This is a genomic window from Clostridium sp. (genome assembly GCF_051656525.1).
Classification (GTDB): domain Bacteria; phylum Bacillota; class Clostridia; order Clostridiales; family Clostridiaceae; genus Clostridium.
Window position 1 is genome coordinate 1 of the sequence record NZ_JBOGCC010000254.1, and the last position, 2,375, is coordinate 2,375.

Here is a 2,375-nt window from a genome sequence, read left to right on the forward strand (position 1 = left end):
CCTGTTAATGCTGTAAATGCCATTATGAAAGTACTTGTTCCTATTGCTGTTTTTAAATCATATCCCAATACAGATGTTAACATTAATAACAACATCAATCCTCCACCTGCTCCAATGACTCCACATATAATTCCTATTACAGCTCCACTTAATACTGCCTTAATAAATTTTTTCTCTTTACTTATTTCTTGCATTTTAACTTCTTCTTTACTTTTTACAGGTTTAAATAAAAATTTTAATCCAAGTAATCCTGTTGTTATAATTGAAAATCCACCTAAAGCTCCATTTGGAATATATTTTGATAAAAAGCTAGATAAAAGAGTAAATATCATAGTAGTTATCATTATTACTATTCCATTTTTTATATCTATATTTTTATGTTTAAAATATGTATATGATGATACTCCTGCTGCTAAAACATCTGCTGTTAATGCAACACCAATAGCCTTATATGCATTCATCTTTAAAATTACTATTAGCATAGGTGTTATTACTGTAGCTGATGAAATCCCAACTAATCCAACTCCTGCCCCTGCTAAAAGCCCTGCAATTATACATACAATTACAACTGCCATATAAACACTTCCTTTTATTAAATTCATAATCACAAGACATACCAAACCTTCAGTATGCCTCATGCTTCTCCTATTATCACACCATATAATTCTCATAAACGTATTAAAAAGAATCTCTAGTTCACTATTCTACTATCTCTCTAACTTCCTCTATGCTTATCTCACACTCTTTAGCTATATTTTCTATACTATTCCCACTATTCAAAAGTTTAAATATCTTTTTAGCTAACTTTATTCCTTCTTCTTTACCTTCTTTTTTTCCCTCTTTTATTCCCTCTTTTATTCCTTCTTTTTTTCCCTCTTTTATTGCTTCTTCTTTTAATTCTTTTAGCATAAATGCATTATTTGCCACCATACTTAAAACCTCCTCCTTCTTATGTTCTAGCACCTCTGTCGCTGTTTTTGCTAGTCTTTCTTCAGTAGTATTTTTTATCCAATGCTTTATCGCTTTTAATTCCTCTTCACTTAGTCCATCAAAAAACAATGCTATATCTTTTATTCTATTCATGAATTCCATCGCCGTTATCTTTTGATCTAATAAAAATATTGCTGATGTAACATTCTTATGCTCTAATAGCTCTTCCTTTGTAAAACCATTATTTACATCAAATATATCATATGTGAAGTTTAAAACTCCACTATGAAATTTTTCTTCATTGTAAAATATTTTTCTAAATTCTGTTGGCACATCCCAAACTTGCTTTCCATTATATAATACTATTGGAATTACTGCTGGAATCTTTATATTCTTATCAGTCTTTTTATGATTTTCATTCTTAGAAAACTCTCTTAAAATTTCTACAATGTAAAATAGTAATCTTAATGGCATTCTATAATCTATCCTAGATTGAAATTCTAAAAGTATATAGAAAATGGCTTCTGTATCACCTATTTTAGCCTTATAAACTATATCACTTTCTGCTTCCTCATAATCTGAAGAAATAAACGACTTATTTACTAATGTTAAGTCTTCTACTTTTAAGTCTTTAGTAAACTCCTTCTTTACATAATTTTTAAGCAAATCTATTGCTATTTCTTTTTTAGAGTACAAATCCTTGTAGCTTTTATCGTGAATGTGGTACATATCTTTCTTTATTTCATTACTCATTATAATTCCTCAACTTTATCTCATGCTTTAATTATTCACTCTTTATCTTATATTATACCAGTTTTTCTCCCCTTTAAACCTCTCTCTATCTATTATTCTATTTAATATTACCCCTTATCTAACTCTTACTTCGTACTTCTTAACTCCCCAAAACCTCACCTACGATAAAATTTGTCGCCAGACAAATTTTGAGTCCTTCACAAGAATTGCTTGCGATTCCCCCCAATTCTTAATTTTTAACTCTTAATTCTTAATTAACCCCCTCTCCTCTTCACTAAGCTCTCTATAGCTTCCAAGCTCTAAACTCTCATCTAACCTTAAGCTTCCTATCTTCACTCTTTTTAAATAAACTACATATCCACCTATTGCTCTTATCATTCTTTTTACTTGATGTTTTTTTCCTTCTGTTATTGTAAGTTCTCCAAGGAAAACTTCTTCTTCTTCATAAACATCTACTTTTATTTTTTCTTTAAATTCTTTATACTTTCCTTTTTTTAAAAGTTTGAATTCTGCTTTTTCTGTTATTTTTTCTTCATTTTGTCCTATTGACACGCCTTTTTCTAGTAGCTTTATTTTTTCTTCATCTATTTTTCCTAATGACAATAGTAAGTATGTCTTTTTTATTTCTTTATTAGGGTGCATTATTTCGTGTTCAAATTCTCCATCGTTTGTGAATAGGAGTAATCCTTCTG

At 29.3% G+C, this 2,375-nt stretch carries 3 protein-coding genes; all 3 read right to left on the reverse strand.

The features are described from left to right. Positions 1 to 575: sulfite exporter TauE/SafE family protein (locus tag ACRDDY_RS12780; RefSeq protein ID WP_438565333.1), on the reverse strand; the 575-nt coding region annotated here is incomplete at its 3' end. Between the two features lie 124 nt (positions 576 to 699). Continuing rightward, on the reverse strand, positions 700 to 1,683 hold the full coding sequence (locus ACRDDY_RS12785; RefSeq protein ID WP_438565334.1) for an Rpn family recombination-promoting nuclease/putative transposase: 984 nt from the start codon (positions 1,681 to 1,683) through the stop codon (positions 700 to 702). Between the two features lie 243 nt (positions 1,684 to 1,926). Beyond that, the coding region (locus tag ACRDDY_RS12790; protein ID WP_438565335.1) for a pseudouridine synthase at positions 1,927 to 2,375 on the reverse strand (449 nt) is incomplete at its 5' end.